A 19,884-nucleotide genomic window follows, 5' to 3' on the forward strand; every position below is an offset into this window, starting at 1 on the left:
CTGAACTTTTATTAAGTGCATTGGGTGGTTGTTTATCACTTGCATTTGTTGCAACAGCTAGTTTAATGGGTATTAAGATCAATTCACTAGAAGTTAACGTTTCAGGACAATTAGATTTAAATGTAATGTTGGGCTTAAAAGAAGGAAATCCAGGTTTTAACGAAGTTGATGTTCAATTCACAGTAGATAGTGACGCAGACGATAAACAACTTGAAGAGTTAGTTTCAAAAGCAATGGAAATTTCGCCTGTGAAAAATTCACTAGAAAGAAATGTTCAAGTAAATTCAACTTTCAAACGTAATAAATAAAAGGCTTTATGACAGGTCCGATCTTACTTTACCTTGTATAACTAACTTTAAAAAGAACGTAGATATTACGCGACATGTTCCATGCGTAATATCTACGTTCTCATACGTTGCAGGTAGAATTGAAAACGCGAGAGGAGGAAAGAACCATTATGTCTGAAGTTAACACAACTATTAATAGATGGAGGGCTCTATTTTGGATTGCATTGGCTGAACTATTTGCCCTCAGTTTATGGTTTAGCGCTTCAGCCGTTCTTCCCCAATTAGAACGTCAATGGGGAATGAGTGCAACAGAAGGGTCATGGATGACCACATCCGTACAGGTTGGATTCATTATTGGAGCCATTTGTTTTGCTTTTTTAGGTTTGGCAGACCGTTATAACCCAAGAAAAATATTTGCTATTGCCTGTATATTCGGAGCTGTCATCAATAGTTTATTTACTTTAAGCACTGGAATGGTAATGGGATTAAGTTTACGTTTTCTAACAGGAATTACTATGGCAGGGGTTTATCCTACTGCCGTGAAACTACTCTCTACTTGGTTTCAAGATAGACGAGGATTTGGTATTGGAATTCTAATTGCAGCTCTGACATTAGGTTCTTCATTGCCACATCTTTTTAATTTATTTATTCCGAATGTCAGCTGGAAGATATTAATGCTGGTCAGCTCTTTATTAGCATTGGTCGCAGCTGGTATTATGCATTGGGGTCTTCCGGATGCTCCGGAGTCTAAAAAAGAAGTAGCTACTGTGTCGATGAATACACTCAAATATATCTTAAAAGATCGACCTGTAATGTTAGCTAACTATGGCTATTTCGGTCATATGTGGGAATTGTATGCTATGTGGACATGGCTTCCATATTTCTTAACAGCCAGCTTTAAAGCATCCTTAGAGGGCACAGCTTTACAAGAGGCCAGTACATTGTTCGCATTTTTAACAATTGGAATTTCGGGGGCTATAGGTTCGATAATAGGTGGATTATATGCTGATAAAATTGGAAAAGCACGACTTTCTATGATTGCCATGATTGTTAGTGCCGTATCTTCTATATGTATCGGACTTACCTTTGGTCTTTCTATATGGATTACCGTTATTGTAGCAATCATTTGGGGGATATCAGTTGTTGCAGATTCGGCACAATTTTCAGCAATGGTTGCAGATTTCGCAAAATCAGAATGTGTAGGAACTGCCTTGACATTTCAAATGGCTATAGGTTTTCTTATTACGGTCTTTTCTATTTATTTGATTCCGGTCTTTGAAGATATCGTAGGGTGGAAATGGGCATTCTCAATCCTTGCGATCGGTCCTGTTCTAGGAGTTTTGGCAATGATTTCACTTATCCGTTATAAACATTGAACGATGTACTCATTTTGTATTTTAAAATAGTAATGGCATGCATTTTTCGTTTTAAAGAGAACTTGACGGGTTCTCTTTTCTTTTTTAACCTGTTTAATCTTTGTTCTTTAATTAAAGCAATCCTTGAATCGAATAGGAACAGCTTTGCTTTCACCACTTATTTTTAACACCATTCTTGTTATTATTCCACTGCATAAGTGCAGAAGTTTCATGGGAATTATGGAGCTTGTAAATAAGGTCGAACCAGCTGTTGGACTAACAGTATCAGGCTTAATCTTAAAACTTTAACATGCAATAGATTTTCCGGATTTCACTACCGTTACTGATTATCGCATTAGTGTTTGGTGCATTCTTTATGCAAAATGTAACAGAACCAACAAAGCTGAGAAAAGTGGTTTCAGTAAAGGAGGGGGAATTATTGATGGACAAGAAATTACTTACGGAAGATGGTTATAATGCGTTGAAGAAAGAATTACTTTATTTAAAGGAAAAAAGATGGAAAGAAGTTAGTGAAAAAGTTCAAGAGAGCAGAAATTTTTGTGATTTTAATGAAGATCCTGAGTATCAGACTTCAGTAGATGAATTTGCTACACTTAAAAAGAAAATAAATGATTTGGAATACATTATAAAGCAAGCAAAAATAATTAAAAATGCAAATATACGAGAAGTAGGGATTGGATCTATTGTCACTGTTAAAGAAATGACAGAAAAATATGAAATGCATCTTAAACTTGTTAGTCCCGCAGAATCATATCTATCTGAAAACTATATATCCTATGAGTCTCCAATCGGCAAAAGTCTAATTGGTCACAAATTAAATGATAATGTAATAGTCATGACCCCTTCTGGGATGATGCATTTATTAATCACTGAAATACAATGATTATGGAGGTTGAAAACTAGAGAGTCAATAGCCTGTATGCTGTTGACTCTTTAGTTATTCTATTCTTCATAAAGAAACTTTTTATTTTGCTACTTGTTGTGATGCATCAGATGTTTTTTGTTTGGTATTAGATACTAAAAATATACTCATTAATATTACACCTAATCCTATATAAGTACTCAAAGTAGTTTGTTCATGTAAAAACAAAACGCCCCAGATTATACCGAATATTGGTACCAATAAGGTCACGCTAACGGTTTTAGTTGGCCCTATATTCTTTATGAGATAAAAATAGAGGAGATAAGCAACACTTGTAGAGAATATTGCTAGTCCCAAAACTGAAACAGTCACAGTTATACTTGGTAACTGGTTAGGAATATCAATTATTGCAAAAGGCAATAAAACAATACTTGCTCCCAATTGCTGTCCAATAGCTAAATCAAAAGACTTCATATTTTGAAAAGCAATTTTGCTATATATTCCCCCTATCCCATAAAATAAAGCTGCTAAAAAGATGGCTCCTATTGATAATATAGCCTTTACGTTTAAGTGAATAGGGCTCCAACCGACCAAAATCCCTACTCCTACACAACCAATAATAATACCGAAAAGACTACGCATATTTTTACCTTCTTTAAGCCATAAAATAGATATGATTACTGAAAACAAAGGAGTTGTAGAATTAATAATAGCAGCAAGTGAAGCAGATAGGTTTAATTCAGCGTAAGCAATTAAAACAAACGGAATGGCTGCATTAATTGCACCTAAAACAATTAACTCTTTCCATTTATGTTTGATTTCTATCTTTTGTTTTAGTAAGCGTGCAAAAATGATTAGTGAGATCGCTGCAATAAATACACGGCTTTCAATAAGAAATAAAGGACCTAATGAAGGTGAGGCTATTTTCATAAATAAAAATGATGCACCAAAAAGGCTAGCTAGCAATATTAAGATACTAAAGTGTTTGAGAGACATACCTTTACCTTATCCTTCCTAAATAAAAAATCAAACCCATAGTTTATGCATATAATTTTCTATTTTTTATTTTTGTAATTATCTTACAAATATTATCTAATCTATAGTTTAGCACCTAAACTATTATACGTCAATTTCAATATGTGTCCTTAAAATGACTCGATGTTAATGCGTAAAAATATTGATATGTTGTTCATGTTTAAATAAAAATAAATAGGTATGGTATACTGAGGAGTAAATAACTAAAGTGATATTGGGTGAAATGTATGAAGACAAGAGAAGAAGTTTTTAATGAACTAATAGAATCTATTTATGAAGTCTCTCGTAGTACGAGTGCATATGAAAGCATACCCAGAAAATATGGAACAGAAGATGAATTGTATATGGTTGAGGCACATACCATTAATTTAATTGGAGAAAAAAGTAAGGTTAGTCCTTCTTATCTTGCAAAGCTTACTAACAAAACTAAAGGTGCTATTTCTCAAATGGTGGATAAATTATTAAAAAAAGGTTTGGTTATAAAGTATAAAAATCCAACTAATAATCGAGAAGTCATCATAGAGTTATCGGATAAAGGAAAACAAGCTTATAAATATCACAAAGAACTTGATCAAATAGAATATGGAAGAATGTTGAGTAGACTCAATCAGTTTTCAACAGAAGATCTTATAAACTTTACGAAAATTGCTTCTGAAATAAACGACCATGTGAAAAACTTAATTCAAAATAAATAACTATTAAATATAGATGATTATCCCTTACAAATTGTATTAACTATAATAGGATATTTATTTGAAAGTAACTAAAAAGAACCCATTTTGAAAAAATCAAAATGGGTTCTTTATTCTTTTTTAAGCTCCGTTTAATATAATGTTTCGATTGCCTCACGTGTAAACGGAATTAATTCTTCTGTTCGTCCATCTCTGATTTTGTTTACCTAGTCAGGGTCAGCCAATAATGCGCGACCCACTGCTATCAAATCGAATTCTTCATTTTCTAATCTCTCCATTAAATCGCCCATCTTGTTGGCTTTGTCATTAGCCTCTTCCCCAGTAGCAAAGAAATCCATGAAATCAGCGCCATCAAGACCGACAGATCCAACATAAACTAAAGAGCCAATCGAACATTTTCGATTGGTTTAATCTGAAATTTTATATCTATGATACTCAATTAAAAAGAATGATACGTTTATCCAGTTTTAATAAAATACCTCTAATTAGACAAAATAAAAACAAAAGGAGGAATTTTAAGATGGCAGAGATTAAATTTGATTCCAAAGTTCTTTCTATCTTAGAAGATAAAATTCAACTAATTAAAACCATAGAGGGTGCTATTTATTTAGTTGGACCAATTCGGCTCCCTGTTAATTTGTATGGAGAAACCGTGGAATTTAAATGGTATTGCTGGCTAAATTGCGAAGAAGTAACAGAAGATTTTGAAAGAATTTTCAACAAATTATCCTCTGTTAATTTAGCTGAATTTCAACAATCCAGTGTCCTCGCCTATGGCGACTTTGAATATAACGATGATGCGATTATTCGCATGCATTCAATTTGCCATACAGGAGATATATTTGGGAGTAGAAGATGTGATTGTGGATTTCAACTAAAACAATCGATGAAAATGATTGTTGAACATGGCACCGGCGCTTTATTTTATTTAGCCAATCATGAAGGAAGAGGCATTGGTTTATTCAGTAAAGCCATGGCTTATATCCTTCAGGAGAATGGTTATGACACCGTTGAAGCAAATCAATCGCTTGGTTTTGTTGATGATTCAAGAAATTACAGTGATGCTATACATGTTTTAAAAGTATTAAGAAGTAAACCCGTTACACTAATTACCAACAACCCTAAAAAACTAGAAGCTTTAAACAACTCTGGTTTACCTGTATCAGGAAGAGAACCGTTATGGGGAGATGTATCAGAGTATAATGAAAAATACCTTAAGACAAAAATAAATCGTTCTGGGCACATCAGAGATGAGGGGACCTGTTGTAATGACTAACCATGAATTCTACATAGACTTAGCCTTTCAAAATACATAGGCAATGATCGGAATGAAGAAAAGTCGTTATTTATAGATGTTTTAGTAAAAAGAGAAGGTCAAAACCTTCTCTTTTTTATGTAGTTGTATCTACTCATTTGCAGGATCTGAAGTATACGATTTTTCATGATGCCACTGCTTCTTATCACGTTCTCCTTTAGACGTTGGGACACCTTTGGATCTCTCGTCCATTTCATGAAAAAGATAAGCCACTAGGCCAACCCCAAGCATATAAAAACCCAACACCTCTTGCAGTCCCACGGCTCTGCCAAGGGCCCTTTTTCCGGAGTATGCAGCTTTTTATACATTGTGGATTTATCAACGTTTTCTCAGTAGGTGGATGAGAAACTAATGTATAAGAAGTGCACCTTTTATACATATGCTATTCCCTTAAAATATAGTATTTTTGGTAAAAATATGTTATTATGAGTCTGCACATGCATTTTATAGTAAAAAGCCACCTGTCCTGCAAATACTGGGTGGCTTTTTATTTTGTTAACGATAATAATTAATTTAACATCTTGTAATAGTTTTGAATATATCATCCGTAAAAGTATACATTTTTAGTTAACATAAAACATTTTCTCGGTAGAAGCATGATAAAAAGTCCTAAAAAAGGACTTTACATACTAATTACACTCTGTTAGAAATTACACCAGTATACAGTATCCATTGATGATGAGATATCCTTTACCTCATGAAATTCAATTAACATATCTTTCAACCTACTCCCAGTACGTGAGTTACTATCAACATCGTAAAATTGATAAACGTTTACTTGATATATTCCATTTTGAATCGAAATACGATAATTTGAACAATTTTGATCAGGAACCTTTCTATGATTAAATTGAGCAGCCATTGTTAAACAGTCATAATCCACTAAATACAATTCTTTATTAGTTACACGTATATAGCCTTGTGCTTTTCGATAACTCCCCTTTACTTTGTTCTCTTGGTTTACAGTAACCTTAACTTTCCAAGAATGTTCTATTCCATTTACAGACATTTGAAACACCATAATATTCGCATTCTTTGTTTCTTCTCCAAAATGTTTTAGTAGTTGGTTAAGCGACCAATCCTCATCTACAAATGACATATATGTATCTGCATTGGCGATACCGATAAAAGTTGTATCTCCAGATTTCATTTTATATTTCATACTCTATCTTTCCCTTCTCCATTAAAACCCTCTTTTATTAACCGTTATTCTTAGCAATTAAACCTTTTATTTTCTATTTTTGCAATTGCAGGTACTGTTTGTAAAGTACTCTACCAATAATTCATTCTATTCCTTTTATGATTTTAATTTAAAGAAGAGTAGTTGTAGAAAAAGCATGATTCTTGGTGATTTCCTCTGTTTTAGAATGCATATCGTATACGAAATTAGTTAACATAATCACTCTTTCCGGAACCAAGCAAGCAAAAGAACCCTTGCGGCAGTAGGGTTCAGCTAAGGATTCTTTTGCTTGAGTATGCATCTTTTTATACATCGTTGATATGACTACGTTCTTTGGGTAGTTGAAAGAAACGAGAATGTATAAAAAGAGCTCCTTTTATACATATGCCATAACCTCTGCAAAATAGTATCAAATAAATTGAAAGAGAAGTATATAAAAAACTGTACATTCGTTATTCAACAATATAATGAAATGTAACTCTAATGATTTAGCTACTGTCATTACAATCTTTAATAAAAATGTATTGACATTAGATATAGTCCAAGGTATCATATCGTTAATCGACGAAATAACGATATGTAAATGTGATGCGTTATTTTTAACGATAGCATATCTACATTTTGTTTCATTGGAGGGAGGATGCACTTATAGACAGAAGTAAATATGGTTTTCTTATTAAGAATAGTTTTAAAAAATGTATTGACATTGTGCATTGTTCGGTATAATATATCGTTAATTAACGATTTTACAATCTTTTATTTTTTTGAATCTATATATCGCTTTTTAGCGAAATAACGATATCTATATTTTTTTACACCTATATATCGTTAATTAACTATATAACGATATATTATACCTTATTTCAAAATAAATAAGTTACACAGAGAAAGAGAGTGATTTAGTGAACATCAAAGATTTACTTGTAGGAATACTATTTACAGTTTTATATGCATCAGGAGCTGTTGTAATGAAATTTGGTATTCATTCAGCTCCGCCATTAACACTATCAACTATTCGTTTTATCATTGCGGGGCTCTTATTGCTTCTTTACCTTTACGGATTCCAAAAAGGCAAATATCGAATGCCCAATAGAAAAGAATTTAAGGTTTTATTTTGGTTAGGTTTATTAAACACCTCCATATTTCTAGGATTCGGGTTAGTGGCTCTTAGAACGGTATCATCAGGAATATTTAATCTTTTCATACCTATAAATCCATTTCTCTTTGCATTACTTGCTCTAGTATTCATGGGGCAATCTATTCGTCTTAGAGAATGGGGAGGAATGGTTGTATCATTTATCGGTCTAATCGTAGCTACTTATCCATCCTTGGCAGGAAGTCATTCGTCGATAGGCGGTATCTTATTAATTATTTTTGCAATGATTGCGATGGCTGTAGGGAGTCTTATTTACAAAAAAGTAGATCTACAGCTGCCTACCATAGTAGTTAACACCTGGCAAGTGATGATTGGGGGAGTAATCTTACTTATCCCAACGCTCATTTTAGATTCTGGAGAGCCTATCACTATCGATTTTCATTTTATAGGCTACTTACTTTGGTCTGTCTTTGCTCTTTCAATTTTCAATGTAAACCTTTGGTTTTATTTACTAAAAAAAGATGCGCTCAAAGCAAACAATTGGTTACTTCTTAACCCTGTCGCTGGCTATATTCTGGCTGCAATCTTTTTAGGAGAACCAATTACGCTTTATGCAGTGATTGGGACAGTCGTTGTGCTATTAGGATTATATATTTCAGGAAGTTTTCGTGCAAAACCATCTACAAATGTTACTGCAAACATAAAAGAAACATAACTCACAGGTAGTATGTGCAGTAAATCAAATTTTAATTGAAAATGATCCCTTTGAAAGGAGGTGACAACGTGAAATTGGAAAATGAAGTTGAAACTCTCTATCAAAAGATGGTTTCAGGCCAACCTTTAGATATTAACCATAAAATGATTCAACTGGTCGATAAAGAGAAGTCAGCAATCTATTTTGCTTCTCTTCAACAGGATTTTAATGATATTAAACGTGTGATTCAAGCAGTAAGTGGAAGCTTACTTCTTATGCAATTAGGTGTTAAACAAGATGTAAGTATGACCTTATCATCAGCCAAAGAGTCGTTAGTCCAAACTACTGATCGAATTAAAGATTTAGTCGTTCCTCATGGACTAAAAATACACTTTGATCACTTGATGTATAGCGTTCAGGCCCTTAATAAAATGTTTGCTAAGCATTCTTTAGGTGAAGACATTTATTTTATGAATGACAAACAATTAGAAGACATTCAGCGTACGTTAGACTTAGCAAATTCATATTTGAAAAAATCATCTACTTTCTCAATGGGATTAGGGATGATATCTCTAGAAACAAGTTGTTTCTGTGGTTTACATTAATCAACAATAACATTTAAAGGAGTTTAAATTAAACATGAAAAATTATTCTATCTGGGTATTAGAGTATTCTCGCGTAGTTGACTATCATAAAAGTGGTGTAGTTTATGGAGCACACAATGAAGGATATGTAAGACTACCTTACAGTTATGTAGTTATAAAAGGAAATGGCCATAATATTATGGTTGATGTGGGATATAACCATAAAGAGTATGGAAAGGTTCTAGGAGAGAGATTTAACGTAGTTGATTGGCAAAGCCCTTCAGTAGTTTTAAAAGAAGTTGGCCTAACACCTGAAGATATTGATACAGTTATTATCACTCACGCTCACTTTGACCACTTTGGTAACGTAGAAGATTTCCCAAATGCAACTTTTTATATGCAAGAAAAAGAGTTGTCTAAATTTATCTGGGCAATGTCATTACCACATCAATTCCAGTTCTTGATGTCAGGAGTCGATCCTTCAGATCTTCTACGAGGCGTACAACTTGCAAAAGAAGGACGCATGAAACTTTTAGATGGGGACGTTGAAGAATTCCTACCAGGAATCGATATATTTGCTGCTTTTGATACTCACACTTACGGTTCTCAGTTTGTTCGAGTAAAACAAGGTGGTTCCGAGGAAGATAGTTGGGTTCTAGCTGGAGATAATGCTTACCAATTTGAAAATATTGAAGGGAAAAACCAAGATGGTGTTCTTCTTCCTGTTGGATTGGCTACAGGAAGTCAAACAGAAATGATATTCTCACTAGATAAAATGCTGAAGTTGGTAGGGCGAGATTCAAAACGCGTTATTCCAATTCATGAACAAGGAATCACGGAAAGATTCCCATCTCGTACTTCTGACAAAGATCTATTTATTGTAGAAGTTGATTTAGCAGATGGTGAAGTATCAAAAGTACAAAAGTAAAATAACTTCATAACATTTATTCAAATGGAACCATGGGATTTATTGATCGTAAGAACATCCCATGGTTTTACTTTTATTCTTTTATATATTGGAGTTGATACAATTGTCTATAAATAACCAATTCAAACAACACCGTGGTTATAATCAAATGTTTAAGGAAAATGAATTAACACTCGGTCTTTTATTCCCCTTAGAATCTTATCAAGGTGATATCCCACAAATGGATATAGCCGAACAGATGAATTTAGCTAAAAAGGCAGAGCATTTTAAGTTTTCCTCCCTGTTCGTTAGAGATGTACCTTTTCATGATCGCTGGTTTGGAGATGTAGGCCAAATGTATGATCCATTTGTTTTTCTAGGTTATTTAGCAGCTCATACGGAAAAGATAGCATTAGGTACATCAAGTATATTATTGACATTACGTCATCCTTTACACGTTGCAAAGGCAGCAGCTTCTGTTGATAAGTTATCAGGAGAACGCCTTGTGCTTGGAATAGCGACAGGGGATAGATCCATTGAGTTTCCAGCGTTTAAAGTAGATCCTCTTGAGAAAGCAGAACGCTTCCAAGAGTCTGTTATGATTATGAGAAAAGTTTGGAGAGAACAGTTTCCTCGTATTGATTCACCAAGGGTCCATATGACTGAAGGAGATTTGCTTCCTAAACCTACATTTAATAATATTCCCTTATTAGTAACTGGACACTCTTCTCAGTCAGTTGAATGGATTGCAGAACATGGTGATGGATGGATTTATTACCCTAGAAGCGTAAATCAACAATTAGATCGAATACAGACATGGCGTTCTTCCACGAATGAATTTAAACCATTCGTACAATCTTTGTACGTTGATTTAACCGAAGATCCTAACCAAGAGCCTACTCCTATACATTTAGGATTTCGTATTGGACGTAATAGACTTATTGAATATATTCATCATTTAAAACTTACTGGTGTTAACCATATTATTATCGTTCTAAAAAATTCGAGAAGACCAGCTTCTGAAGTTATTCAAGAGTTAGGTGAAGAAGTCGTTCCCTTTTTTCCTTCGTTAACCATGTAATTGACTTAACCTATAAAGGGGTTTACCAAAATCTAAATAGAAATCCTCTGTCTATTTGTACTATATGCTAATGATCCTTATTAAGATATAGAAGAAATATAGAGAGTTTATGTTGAATCAATGCCTTTTCCATTTATAAATTAGAGCCTCCTAAAACACTATCACACAATAGATTAGAGTTATCTCATGAAGGCTGTTTGACATTTCGTGAAAGGACGATATAATGAACAGTATGAAACCAGTTGAAATTTTTAAAGCATTAGGTAGTGAAACCAGACTGCAAATATTAGATTGGTTAAAAGAACCTGAGAAACATTTTACGCCGCAACCCGCAGAAGTGAGTGACTTTCAAAAATCAGGGGTGTGTGTAACGCAGTTCCATAAGAAACTAGATGTGACACAATCCACGGCTTCTCAGCATCTTTCCATTCTACATCGTGCTGGACTTGTGACAGCAAAACGTCACGGGAGATGGACATATTATAAAAGAAATGAAGAAGCTTTCCAACAGCTAAAAGAGATGATTGGAAAGGACATATAGAAATATGCTGAACCTCCTGTTTATTTTTAAGGAGTTCAGTTTTGTTTCACTAGAATTATGGCAATAACAAATGAAAGCAGCATTCCATGTTATATTGTGGAGCGCTGCTTTTTTAACGTTAAAAGAGCTATTGATTAAACAAGATTAAAATAATTTAAAGAAAAACCTTGACTTTATTCCTTTAACGTTTTGAAACAGAATCAAATACACCGTCCGTAAAAGTATACATTTTTAGATAGGCTGCCGTAGCAGTATCAGCACTAAATTTAGAATGTAATAAATGATCTTTTTCTTCAAATAATGATTCTAACAAACACTCTAAACTATTCGTTAATCGGTAAGATTCACGTATTATCAGCTCTTTGAGTTGTTGTGGAGGAAAATATAATGAATAAACAAGAATTTGAATTGGCCATTAAACAACTCCCCAATATAAGATATGAATATTTTATCAAAAAGTTGCTGACCATGAAGAAATTTGGGGTTTATATAACTATCGTTGAAAAGCACAGGGTATCCATGGTAATATTTTGATTCCTTTCTTTCCAAAAAAATTTCAGCAAAAAATATGAATGTATATTTGCTAAAATAATTCAATATTTTTTGCCAGGATCGTTGTTTTAATTATGGAGATGGATGCTCATCCTCCACTTTGAGTTATAATTGATAAACGAAGACTAATATTCATGCTTTCAAAAGGATAGTCTGTATTTTAATGTTCATTAACTTAAAAATGTTAGTACAATTTCGACAAACTCTTTTGGATATTGAAATAAAGAACCATGTCCTGCATGATTAAATATTATTATCTTACTATTAGGAATTCTATTTGATAAGTCATATGAATTTTCTGTTGGAACCATGCGATCATTATCTCCGTTTATTATTAATGTTGGCTGAACAATTTTGGATAGATCTGCAGGCTTCTCTTTACCCCATTTAGTGATTGCATCTAATTGTTTTCTATAAGCTTTTAAACTAATTGTTTTATCTCGATGTTTTTTCCTTTTTTTTATTTGAGTTAGAAATTCCTTAGCCTTTTTCTTACCATTATCTGTGGTTGGAAAAAACAGATAGGTCTTGATGTCTTTAAAAGTCAAGGCAGCACGGACAAGGTCAAGATTAGTAATACGGCTGACATTAGAAATCCCTTTTCCTCCTCGAGGTCCCGTACCAACTAATACCACCTTTCTTACCAAGTTTGGTTCTTTTGAAATTAATTCTTGCGCAATCATTCCGCCCATAGACAAAGCAATCAAATCAACCTTTAAAAACCCTAATAGTTTTATAAATGTGATAGCATCATCTGCCATTTGAGGGATGTTGTTTGGTACTTGACCATTGGATAGTCCGACCCCTATGTTATCAAATGCGATGACCCAATGACTTTTAGCAAGACCATCGATAACCCTTGGATCCCAATTATCAAGATTAGCTGATAAATGTGTCAATAAAATAATAGGGGTTCCTTTTTTTTCTCCTAATTCTCTATACGCATACCTTTTACCATTCTGTTGCTGAATGAATAAGTTAGGTGCGTCAATATAAGAATAATAAATCGACATTGCTAATCCTCCTACTTACCTTCAAAATTTAATAACCACTTTTCCTTTTGGATGACCATTTGCAACTAAGTTTAGTGCTTCGTTAATGTTATCAATTGTAAAATTAGTAGGATCGATAGCTGGAACAATATTGTTTTCTTCAATAATGTTCGTAATTTTTTCTAACTGCTTTCCATCAGCTCTTACGAAAAGAAATCGATATTGAACAGCCTGTTTTTTTGCTTTCCTATCAAATTTAGCACCAACTAGTCCAAAAAGGATTTGTTTCCATTTGGGAAAACCTCGATCTATTGCAAACTGCTTATTTGGTCCTGTACGAAGACTTAGTAAGCGACCACCTGATTTGATAATGGACAATTCTCTGTCAAATTCATCTGCACCGAGTGTATCAATAACAAAATCAACTTTGTCTAGTATTTCCCAATAATTTTCCTTCGTGTAATCGATATATTGATCCGCACCAGCATTCAACGTCCTCTCTTTAGCAGAAGGACTCCCAGAAACAATGACCTTCAATCCCATTTCTTTAGCAATTGGAACAGCCATTTGGCCAAAGCTTCCGGATCCTCCTGGAATGAACACTGTTTGATCTTTTTTCGCTTCTAACTCTTCTGTTAACCCTTGAAATGCCGTCAAACCAGTTAGAGGTGCAGCAGCTCCAGTGACATAATCTAAATTTTTCGGCAAATGCCAGATGGCTGCTGCATCAACTGCAACATACTCTGCAAATGCTCCAATCTTCTCGATAGGGAGTCTCGTATAAATAGAATCTCCTACCTTGAATTCATGTACATTTTCACCAACTTTTTCAACTATTCCAGTTAGTTCATTTCCTAATGTAAGAGGCATTTCATAATCTTGAATTAGTTTTACGCTTCCTGTAATATTTAATATTTCAAGTGGATTTATGGCAGCAACTTTTACCTTTACTAATACTTCGTTATCTTTAATACTCGGTATAGGAATATCAACGACTTGTGCTTCAATTTTTTTTGAGTATTTTTGTATTTGAGCAGCTTTCATACTCTTCCTCTCCTTTTTAAAAAGAAACCACCAACTCTTACATTGATGGTTTCAATTTTTATTATTTCATTCATTCATTGTAGGATAGTCTGTGTACCCTTCTTCACCCTTATTAATATAAAATGTTTGTGGATTTGGATCATTTAATGGCATATTGTTTTTTAGTTTTTCTACTAAATCAGGATTAGCTAATGCTAACACTCCTACTGAGGATAAATCAGCTAAACCATTATCAATGTCCAAGCTAATTTGATCTACTGGTCTTGATGGTCTATTAACAATTAAAGTATTTCCCCATATTCCTCTAATGTCTTTTAATAAATGTTCTCTATTAACGTGCATAATATGGAGGTAAGCCAAATTTAGTTTATTTAACTCCCCTACTAAATATCGATATAATTCTTCTCCTTGTTGTCCTTCGTTTACTCCACCAAGAAGATTCATCGGCGAAATTCTAAATCCTGTTTTATCAGCACCAATCTCATCAACTACTGCTTTTGCCACTTCTATTGCGAATCTGGCACGTTTTTTTATGGATCCACCAAATTCATCTGAACGAACATTGGAATTTTCACCTAAGAATTGGTGAATCAAATATCCATTAGCTCCGTGAATTTCAACTCCATCCGCACCAGCTTCGATAGCATTTAATGCAGCTTTTCTAAAGGCATTGATTGTTTCCATAATTTCTATTTCTGTTAACTCCCTTGGCTCTGGTACCTCTTGCATCCCTGTAGCAGTAAAGATATCTTCACCTGGTGCAATTGCAGAAGGTGCTACTGCTTGATAATGAGTTGGTAAATTATCAGGATGAGATATCCTTCCAACATGCATTAACTGAAGAAAAATTCGTCCATTTGCATCGTGAACAGCATCTATTACCTTTTTCCATCCATCGACTTGTTCTTTTGTGCTAATTCCAGGAGTATTCATATACCCTTGCCCTTCTGGAGAAGGAAATACACCTTCACTAATCAATAATCCCATGGAAGCACGTTGTGAATAATATTTTGGAGTTAATTCTCCAGGTACCCCATTCTCCGTAGCGCGACTTCTAGTCATTGGAGCCATTACCAGTCTATTCTTTAATTTCAATCCTTTTAGTTGATATTGATCAAATAATTTATTCATACTAGTCCTCCATAGTAATAAATAATGTATATTAGAATGATTATTCTAATTATAATATAAAAAATTATAATCCTCTTAGTATAGGGTAAATACCATCAAGCAAATTAAATTCATATTTTTCATTAACAATTCCAATGACTTTATCACTTTCGTACAAGGTTATCATAAATTCTGCCATTTCTTTAGCACTATGGTAGTTACTTACCCCTGCTTTGTAATCAAATTCTGTCACATTAAGAGATTTATTAATAAATTCTGTTTCTGTTACTGCTGGAGCTAAAACTTTCACACTAATTTTATTATTTATCAATTCATTAGCTAGCCCTTCAGTAAACGCACTAACATAATACTTGGTAGCTGAATAAACAACACTCCCTAAAGCAACCATATAACCCATTGCAGAGGAAACATTAATTAATTGAGCTCCCTCATAGTCAGCATAATCTTTAGCATACAAAGTAGATAAGATAGTTAACGATTCAATATTAACTTTTAACATATTTTCTATTTTATCCAAATTTTCTTGAATTACTTGTGAAGAGTCACCTAAACCAGCATTATTAATCCATGTTTCAATCTCATAGGACTTTAAGCTATTATACAAATCGTAAGCTTGTTTTGGATTAGATAAGTCGCTTACTGTTAGCACCACATCTAAATCTTTATATAATTCGTTTATTAAAGATTTTAGACTTTCTAATCTGTCTTTTCTTCTAGCAACTAAAATAAGATTTTTCCCTTTTTTTGCAAAAGCAAGTGCTGATTCGTACCCTATACCTGAACTTGCACCAGTAATAACCGTATATTTCATACTCTTACATCTCCATTTTTTTATTTAATAATAAAACTTATTTTCTTAGTGTAATCTGTTGTTTTTATCCATGTTTTAAAATGGTTCTTATAATTTGCTCATATAACTTCTCTTATTAATCGTTATATTATTTTTATAAAGATGTTGAACTCAGGAATGAGTTAACATTTTCGGCGAATAATTCAGGAAATTGAAATAGGTGTCCGTGACCAGAATCAGGATAGATAATGAGTTGTGCTTTTGGTAAGTGTTCAGTTAGTATATAACTATTTTTGGTCGGAACCATAACATCATTAATACCATTCGTTACAAGTACAGGATGTTTGATGTTTTGTAACCATTCATAATCATGATCAGATTTTTGTTCAGCCCATTTTGCAATGGCTTGTAATTGTGCCTCTTTTACTTGTTCTGAACTGTTTATTTTTTTCTGTTTAAAAATTCTTTGTAGTGAAGCCATTCCTGCAGATTTACTTGTTTCGGTTTTTTCGTAGAAAAAGAACATAAAATCATTTATTCCATCTTCTTCTGTTCCACCGTGACGATTCATTCTTTCAAAAATCTCTGGATTTGGATTAATACCAGATTTAGGAGAAGTACCTGCCAAAATAATTTTTCTTACTAAATTACCTTCTTGTAAAGCTAGCTCTTGTGCAACCATGCCACCAATGGAAAAACCAAGAATGTCGACTTGAGTTAATCCTAGTGCTTTAATAAATGTTCCTGCATCCTGTGCCATTTCAGCTATCGTAGTAGGTGTTTGCCCATCGGTCTCACCAACCCCTTTATTGTCAAATAAGATTACTGGGCGTGTATTTGCAATTGGTTCAATCATATTTGGATCCCAGTTTTCCATCGTTCCTCTAAAGTGAACAAGAAATACTACTGGTATACCATCTTGTGTACCAAATTTTCTGTATGCGTAACGAGTTCCACCTGCTTCAATAAATTCTGATTCTGTTGGTATTTTAAAGTTTGTCATTTTTGTGTTCCTCCTTAGAAATTAAAAATACGGTTTTATAAGTATGCATTATGATGGTTTGTTTTACATTTATTTTAGAATGAACGTTCTAAAAAAGATAAAAAAAGAAAGCTAGTCTAACACCGCAAGTGCTAGAGCAATAATGCCTTCTAATTCTTTTTTATTGTAATTAGTTTTTATTAGTACTCTTATACCTACCAAGTTGTTGTGTAAGAAACGAGATGTGTTATCAGAATCGATTTCTTTTGATAATTCTCCACTAGCTTGGCCCCGTTTTATTAGGTTATTAAACATATCTTCAGTACGGTTAAACATTTTTGTAACTATGCATCCAATTTCTTTGTCCAACAAAGATAATTCAACGGCTGCATTTACTGATAGACAACCTTTTGGGTATTGTTCAATGGCATTCAGTATGAAAATAAAAACATCACGTATCGCCTGTTTAGTGGATGAAGTGCTGCTAATTATGCTTTCCATCTCCTTGACGATGAGCTCTTCATAGTGATTAAGGGAAGCTAAAAACAATGAACGCTTGTCACCAAATGTGTCATATATACTCCTGCGGTGTATCCCCATATGATCCACCAAATCTTGCATGGATGTTTTTTCATAACCCTGTTCCCAGAAAAGCTCCATTGCTTTTCTTAATACTGCTTTTTCGTCAAACTCTTTACTTCTAGCCATTTTATTTCTCCTTTAAAAAATCCATGAACCAATACTAACAAAAACAAACGTCATAATCTATTATAGAATGAACGTTCTAAAATAAACACATGAATTTCAAACCATGATTAAATAATACCTTTTTTAGAACGATTAGTAAAGAATTATAATTAACCAATAATTTCCAAAAAGTCTGCTACATATCACTATGTTATCCATTAACTTTCACTTAGTGTTACCACTAAACATTTCTTCTATTCGTTTAGTTTCTTCAGGATTGTTTTCTTCCACTGTTTCAATTAATGGATCAAAATCTTCTACAGATGCACTCAGACCAAATAAACAAGAAACAGCAAGTAGAAAAAATCATCTGAGCCCTTACTCAATCAAACCGCCCCTTTAGTTGTATAAGAACCTGAAAGAAGAAGAGAAAAATTAAGACAAGAAGAATTAAAAGGAAAACCTTGACTTTATTCCTTTAACGTTTTGAAACAGAATCAAATACATCGTCCGTAAAAGTATACGTTTACGGACTTTTGTTTTAGATATAAAATCTATCGCTTCCATTGTTCAAGTAAGTTTGAAAATAAATGATGAACGTCTTTTAAAAACTATACACTTTTACGAACGTTTCTGATAGGAAAATAGATTAAGCTAACGGTTTGCCGTTGTTAAACATGACTGTTAGAACCTATATTCTTAAAAGTTAGTTTGTAGATCTCCTTCAACAAATAAATAAAACAGTTTTTGTGCTCCCTTTAGGGTTTATAAGTATGAAATAACAAGAAGGTCATCAATACATGGAGTAAATATATTAATTATTTCACTTTATCTATCAATCTCGTATAAACAACGTCAAAAAGGAGAATAATGTTTAAGGAGGAGAAAAGATAAAGGGGTTGATTTTTAATGGAAAATAATGTGCTGAACGAAAATGATCCAAGTTTACGTGATGAAATGCTGGCTGAATTGTTTTTGGATCAAACGATGAACGACTTCAAAAGAAGTAAGATCCTTAAGGAAATAGACCAGTCTTTAAAGAATAAGGATAAACAAGCTTTTTTACGTTTAACAGAAGAACTTAAATCTGTATCTTAATAAAAACGATGTAATGATGTAATATAGAAGAAATTCATTAAAAAGAAGCCTTCTTTTTTAAAGACTGAGGCTTCTTTTTATTTCACATTTATATATATCTTTTTATAATAAATTAAATTTATAATGAGAGAACTTATTGGTTCCAGTACGAAAATACTCGGAAGTCTCATGTCAAAAATTAATTACTAATTGCTTAATACTTGAATAGATGCAGTAAATCCATCCTTTTCTGAAAAAGATAAATTAACTTGTAGATGATTCGCGACGAATTGGTGATAGTCCTGTAAATATATTGCAACAGCATCAATGACGTCTTGTTCATACAATCGCGCTGTACGTCCTAATGCTAAGGTAGAAGCAGTAATCCCACGGGAAGGATGAAGCTCCAAATCTACTTCTACCTGTTCAGGTTCAATTCTTTCTTTTAGAGCAATATAAATACAAACGCTATCCACAATATCTTGTTCGTTAAATAGGACTTCCATTCTAAATTTCTCCTTAATATCTTCTTCTTGTAAAGATGTTTTTAACTACCCAAATGATGACTAGAATCACAAGTATATCTACAAGAATTCCTAAAAAGGAAAATCCATTTGAAGGATTATTTCCATATGAACCGTTATAATTCCCACCAAATGGATGAAGCATATGCCCTAAAAACGCACCTGTTCCAAAAGCTGCAGCATGAGTCAGTATACTTTTTGCTCGTGAAGGCGAGGTCTGGTTATATGTCGTGTGAGACCTAGTATATGATGGTGTTCTTGTAACGTTGCTTGACGGAGACTTATATCCAGAATGATAAGTGCCACTTGAATATGTGTCCCTACCTGAATGAGAACTAAACGAAGAACTGTGACTGAAAGAACTATGACCACTAAATCCTTTTGCCTGAGCAACATTTGGTAAAGCTATTGCAAATATTAATACAAATATTAAGGTCAATTTTTTCATTACAATT

Annotated in this window: 23 protein-coding genes and 1 pseudogene; 13 read left to right on the forward strand and 11 right to left on the reverse strand. The window is 33.4% G+C overall.

The window, feature by feature from the left end:
* From ACMX9J_RS24195 to ACMX9J_RS24210, 4 genes and pseudogenes are all read left to right on the forward strand, one after another.
* On the forward strand, positions 1–308 hold a 308-nt coding region (locus tag ACMX9J_RS24195; RefSeq protein ID WP_416226281.1), incomplete at its 5' end, for an OsmC family protein.
* A gap of 149 nt (positions 309–457) precedes the next feature.
* Positions 458–1,663: an MFS transporter gene (locus ACMX9J_RS24200; protein WP_146274230.1), complete on the forward strand. Its 1,206-nt coding sequence runs from the start codon at positions 458–460 to the stop codon at positions 1,661–1,663.
* 132 nt (positions 1,664–1,795) lie between these two features.
* A pseudogene (locus ACMX9J_RS24205) lies at positions 1,796–2,045 on the forward strand (MFS transporter); the annotation flags it as partial.
* Between the two features lie 39 nt (positions 2,046–2,084).
* Positions 2,085–2,546 carry a GreA/GreB family elongation factor gene (locus ACMX9J_RS24210; RefSeq protein ID WP_053487153.1) on the forward strand — a complete coding sequence of 154 codons (462 nt, stop codon included), beginning with the start codon at positions 2,085–2,087 and terminating at the stop codon, positions 2,544–2,546.
* Positions 2,547–2,627: 81 nt separating this feature from the next.
* Here ACMX9J_RS24210 and ACMX9J_RS24215 read toward each other — a convergent pair whose 3' ends face one another.
* Positions 2,628–3,521: a DMT family transporter gene (locus ACMX9J_RS24215; protein ID WP_146274228.1), complete on the reverse strand. Its 894-nt coding sequence runs from the start codon at positions 3,519–3,521 to the stop codon at positions 2,628–2,630.
* Positions 3,522–3,787: 266 nt separating this feature from the next.
* On the opposite strand from ACMX9J_RS24215, the gene ACMX9J_RS24220 reads away from it, so the two are divergent.
* Both ACMX9J_RS24220 and ACMX9J_RS24225 read left to right on the forward strand, forming a co-directional pair.
* Entirely contained in the window at positions 3,788–4,255 is a 468-nt protein-coding gene (locus tag ACMX9J_RS24220; RefSeq protein ID WP_377534200.1) for a MarR family winged helix-turn-helix transcriptional regulator, read from the forward strand.
* A gap of 517 nt (positions 4,256–4,772) precedes the next feature.
* Positions 4,773–5,528, forward strand: coding sequence for a GTP cyclohydrolase II (locus ACMX9J_RS24225; RefSeq protein WP_416226282.1), 756 nt, complete (start codon positions 4,773–4,775; stop codon positions 5,526–5,528).
* A 129-nt stretch (positions 5,529–5,657) separates the two neighbouring features.
* Here ACMX9J_RS24225 and ACMX9J_RS24230 read toward each other — a convergent pair whose 3' ends face one another.
* Both ACMX9J_RS24230 and ACMX9J_RS24235 read right to left on the reverse strand, forming a co-directional pair.
* Positions 5,658–5,798 carry a hypothetical protein gene (locus tag ACMX9J_RS24230; protein ID WP_179879539.1) on the reverse strand — a complete coding sequence of 47 codons (141 nt, stop codon included), beginning with the start codon at positions 5,796–5,798 and terminating at the stop codon, positions 5,658–5,660.
* A 412-nt stretch (positions 5,799–6,210) separates the two neighbouring features.
* Positions 6,211–6,729 (reverse strand): hypothetical protein, encoded by a 519-nt coding sequence (locus ACMX9J_RS24235; RefSeq protein WP_289522856.1) that lies wholly within the window; start codon positions 6,727–6,729, stop codon positions 6,211–6,213.
* Positions 6,730–7,649: 920 nt separating this feature from the next.
* On the opposite strand from ACMX9J_RS24235, the gene ACMX9J_RS24240 reads away from it, so the two are divergent.
* The 6 genes from ACMX9J_RS24240 (at position 7,650) to ACMX9J_RS24265 (ending at position 12,184) form a co-directional block, all read left to right on the forward strand.
* Positions 7,650–8,558: a DMT family transporter gene (locus tag ACMX9J_RS24240; protein ID WP_116078979.1), complete on the forward strand. Its 909-nt coding sequence runs from the start codon at positions 7,650–7,652 to the stop codon at positions 8,556–8,558.
* Between the two features lie 68 nt (positions 8,559–8,626).
* Positions 8,627–9,142, forward strand: a complete 516-nt coding sequence (locus ACMX9J_RS24245; RefSeq protein WP_416226283.1) for a hypothetical protein — start codon at positions 8,627–8,629, stop codon at positions 9,140–9,142.
* A 34-nt stretch (positions 9,143–9,176) separates the two neighbouring features.
* Positions 9,177–10,049 carry an N-acyl homoserine lactonase family protein gene (locus ACMX9J_RS24250; RefSeq protein WP_416226284.1) on the forward strand — a complete coding sequence of 291 codons (873 nt, stop codon included), beginning with the start codon at positions 9,177–9,179 and terminating at the stop codon, positions 10,047–10,049.
* Positions 10,050–10,197: 148 nt separating this feature from the next.
* Positions 10,198–11,109 carry an LLM class oxidoreductase gene (locus tag ACMX9J_RS24255; RefSeq protein ID WP_416226360.1) on the forward strand — a complete coding sequence of 304 codons (912 nt, stop codon included), beginning with the start codon at positions 10,198–10,200 and terminating at the stop codon, positions 11,107–11,109.
* A 223-nt stretch (positions 11,110–11,332) separates the two neighbouring features.
* Entirely contained in the window at positions 11,333–11,650 is a 318-nt protein-coding gene (locus tag ACMX9J_RS24260; RefSeq protein ID WP_328126668.1) for a metalloregulator ArsR/SmtB family transcription factor, read from the forward strand.
* A 387-nt stretch (positions 11,651–12,037) separates the two neighbouring features.
* Positions 12,038–12,184 carry a hypothetical protein gene (locus ACMX9J_RS24265; RefSeq protein WP_416226285.1) on the forward strand — a complete coding sequence of 49 codons (147 nt, stop codon included), beginning with the start codon at positions 12,038–12,040 and terminating at the stop codon, positions 12,182–12,184.
* Between the two features lie 188 nt (positions 12,185–12,372).
* Here ACMX9J_RS24265 and ACMX9J_RS24270 read toward each other — a convergent pair whose 3' ends face one another.
* The 6 genes from ACMX9J_RS24270 to ACMX9J_RS24295 form a co-directional block, all read right to left on the reverse strand.
* Positions 12,373–13,215 carry an alpha/beta fold hydrolase gene (locus ACMX9J_RS24270; protein WP_416226286.1) on the reverse strand — a complete coding sequence of 281 codons (843 nt, stop codon included), beginning with the start codon at positions 13,213–13,215 and terminating at the stop codon, positions 12,373–12,375.
* Between the two features lie 21 nt (positions 13,216–13,236).
* Entirely contained in the window at positions 13,237–14,238 is a 1,002-nt protein-coding gene (locus tag ACMX9J_RS24275; RefSeq protein ID WP_416226287.1) for an NADP-dependent oxidoreductase, read from the reverse strand.
* Positions 14,239–14,304: 66 nt separating this feature from the next.
* Positions 14,305–15,369, reverse strand: coding sequence for an alkene reductase (locus ACMX9J_RS24280; RefSeq protein ID WP_209151915.1), 1,065 nt, complete (start codon positions 15,367–15,369; stop codon positions 14,305–14,307).
* A gap of 64 nt (positions 15,370–15,433) precedes the next feature.
* Positions 15,434–16,180 carry an SDR family NAD(P)-dependent oxidoreductase gene (locus ACMX9J_RS24285; protein ID WP_252285425.1) on the reverse strand — a complete coding sequence of 249 codons (747 nt, stop codon included), beginning with the start codon at positions 16,178–16,180 and terminating at the stop codon, positions 15,434–15,436.
* Between the two features lie 133 nt (positions 16,181–16,313).
* Positions 16,314–17,162 carry an alpha/beta fold hydrolase gene (locus ACMX9J_RS24290; RefSeq protein WP_416226288.1) on the reverse strand — a complete coding sequence of 283 codons (849 nt, stop codon included), beginning with the start codon at positions 17,160–17,162 and terminating at the stop codon, positions 16,314–16,316.
* 111 nt (positions 17,163–17,273) lie between these two features.
* Positions 17,274–17,849 (reverse strand): TetR/AcrR family transcriptional regulator, encoded by a 576-nt coding sequence (locus ACMX9J_RS24295; protein ID WP_416226289.1) that lies wholly within the window; start codon positions 17,847–17,849, stop codon positions 17,274–17,276.
* An 888-nt stretch (positions 17,850–18,737) separates the two neighbouring features.
* On the opposite strand from ACMX9J_RS24295, the gene ACMX9J_RS24300 reads away from it, so the two are divergent.
* Positions 18,738–18,926, forward strand: coding sequence for an IDEAL domain-containing protein (locus tag ACMX9J_RS24300; protein ID WP_028410110.1), 189 nt, complete (start codon positions 18,738–18,740; stop codon positions 18,924–18,926).
* 185 nt (positions 18,927–19,111) lie between these two features.
* Here ACMX9J_RS24300 and ACMX9J_RS24305 read toward each other — a convergent pair whose 3' ends face one another.
* Positions 19,112–19,411 carry a DUF2653 family protein gene (locus ACMX9J_RS24305; RefSeq protein WP_416226290.1) on the reverse strand — a complete coding sequence of 100 codons (300 nt, stop codon included), beginning with the start codon at positions 19,409–19,411 and terminating at the stop codon, positions 19,112–19,114.
* A 13-nt stretch (positions 19,412–19,424) separates the two neighbouring features.
* Complete coding sequence (locus ACMX9J_RS24310) at positions 19,425–19,877, reverse strand: hypothetical protein (protein WP_416226291.1); 453 nt, start codon at positions 19,875–19,877, stop codon at positions 19,425–19,427.
* Positions 19,878–19,884 lie beyond the last annotated feature (7 nt).

It is taken from the genome of Priestia sp. RMT2NF4, from assembly GCF_047872835.1.
Lineage (GTDB): Bacteria > Bacillota > Bacilli > Bacillales > Bacillaceae_H > Priestia > Priestia zanthoxyli.

Excerpts from the sequence above, each read along its gene's own strand:
- ACMX9J_RS24290 (WP_416226288.1), bottom strand. The coding sequence starts at position 17,162 with ATGACAAACTTTAAAATACCAACAGAATCAGAATTTATTGAAGCAGGT.
- ACMX9J_RS24220 (WP_377534200.1), top strand. The coding sequence starts at position 3,788 with ATGAAGACAAGAGAAGAAGTTTTTAATGAACTAATAGAATCTATTTAT.
- ACMX9J_RS24305 (WP_416226290.1), bottom strand. The coding sequence starts at position 19,411 with ATGGAAGTCCTATTTAACGAACAAGATATTGTGGATAGCGTTTGTATT.
- ACMX9J_RS24295 (WP_416226289.1), bottom strand. The coding sequence starts at position 17,849 with ATGGCTAGAAGTAAAGAGTTTGACGAAAAAGCAGTATTAAGAAAAGCA.
- ACMX9J_RS24275 (WP_416226287.1), bottom strand. The coding sequence starts at position 14,238 with ATGAAAGCTGCTCAAATACAAAAATACTCAAAAAAAATTGAAGCACAA.
- ACMX9J_RS24255 (WP_416226360.1), top strand. The coding sequence starts at position 10,198 with ATGTTTAAGGAAAATGAATTAACACTCGGTCTTTTATTCCCCTTAGAA.
- ACMX9J_RS24265 (WP_416226285.1), top strand. The coding sequence starts at position 12,038 with ATGAATAAACAAGAATTTGAATTGGCCATTAAACAACTCCCCAATATA.
- ACMX9J_RS24250 (WP_416226284.1), top strand. The coding sequence starts at position 9,177 with ATGAAAAATTATTCTATCTGGGTATTAGAGTATTCTCGCGTAGTTGAC.
- ACMX9J_RS24235 (WP_289522856.1), bottom strand. The coding sequence starts at position 6,729 with ATGAAATATAAAATGAAATCTGGAGATACAACTTTTATCGGTATCGCC.
- ACMX9J_RS24310 (WP_416226291.1), bottom strand. The coding sequence starts at position 19,877 with ATGAAAAAATTGACCTTAATATTTGTATTAATATTTGCAATAGCTTTA.
- ACMX9J_RS24225 (WP_416226282.1), top strand. The coding sequence starts at position 4,773 with ATGGCAGAGATTAAATTTGATTCCAAAGTTCTTTCTATCTTAGAAGAT.
- ACMX9J_RS24270 (WP_416226286.1), bottom strand. The coding sequence starts at position 13,215 with ATGTCGATTTATTATTCTTATATTGACGCACCTAACTTATTCATTCAG.
- ACMX9J_RS24230 (WP_179879539.1), bottom strand. The coding sequence starts at position 5,798 with ATGCTTGGGGTTGGCCTAGTGGCTTATCTTTTTCATGAAATGGACGAG.
- ACMX9J_RS24280 (WP_209151915.1), bottom strand. The coding sequence starts at position 15,369 with ATGAATAAATTATTTGATCAATATCAACTAAAAGGATTGAAATTAAAG.
- ACMX9J_RS24300 (WP_028410110.1), top strand. The coding sequence starts at position 18,738 with ATGGAAAATAATGTGCTGAACGAAAATGATCCAAGTTTACGTGATGAA.
- ACMX9J_RS24285 (WP_252285425.1), bottom strand. The coding sequence starts at position 16,180 with ATGAAATATACGGTTATTACTGGTGCAAGTTCAGGTATAGGGTACGAA.
- ACMX9J_RS24200 (WP_146274230.1), top strand. The coding sequence starts at position 458 with ATGTCTGAAGTTAACACAACTATTAATAGATGGAGGGCTCTATTTTGG.
- ACMX9J_RS24210 (WP_053487153.1), top strand. The coding sequence starts at position 2,085 with ATGGACAAGAAATTACTTACGGAAGATGGTTATAATGCGTTGAAGAAA.
- ACMX9J_RS24260 (WP_328126668.1), top strand. The coding sequence starts at position 11,333 with ATGAACAGTATGAAACCAGTTGAAATTTTTAAAGCATTAGGTAGTGAA.
- ACMX9J_RS24215 (WP_146274228.1), bottom strand. The coding sequence starts at position 3,521 with ATGTCTCTCAAACACTTTAGTATCTTAATATTGCTAGCTAGCCTTTTT.